This window comes from Haloferax prahovense DSM 18310 (assembly GCF_000336815.1).
GTDB lineage: Archaea > Halobacteriota > Halobacteria > Halobacteriales > Haloferacaceae > Haloferax > Haloferax prahovense.
On the sequence record NZ_AOLG01000024.1, the window covers coordinates 1 to 266 of the forward strand.

Annotated in this window: 1 rRNA gene; it reads right to left on the reverse strand. The window is 59.4% G+C overall.

The annotated features are described in order from the left end of the window. Nucleotides 1–266, reverse strand: a 16S ribosomal RNA gene (locus tag C457_RS08765); the annotation flags it as partial.

Here is a 266-nt window from a genome sequence, read left to right on the forward strand (position 1 = left end):
ACGTGGTTTTCACCGGACGCCCGCCAGTTGAGCTGGCGGATTTCCCGATGAACCTTCGTGGCCGGCTACGGACGCTTTAGGCCCAATAACATCGGTCATCACTTGAGCTGCCGGTATTACCGCGGCGGCTGGCACCGGTCTTGCCCAGCTCTTATTCCACGACCGCCTTACAGTCGTGAAAAGCGAGGACTATATGCCCTCGCACTTGGGGTCCCCTTATCGCACTTGCGTGCAGTGTAAAGGTTTCGCGCCTGCTGCGCCCCGTA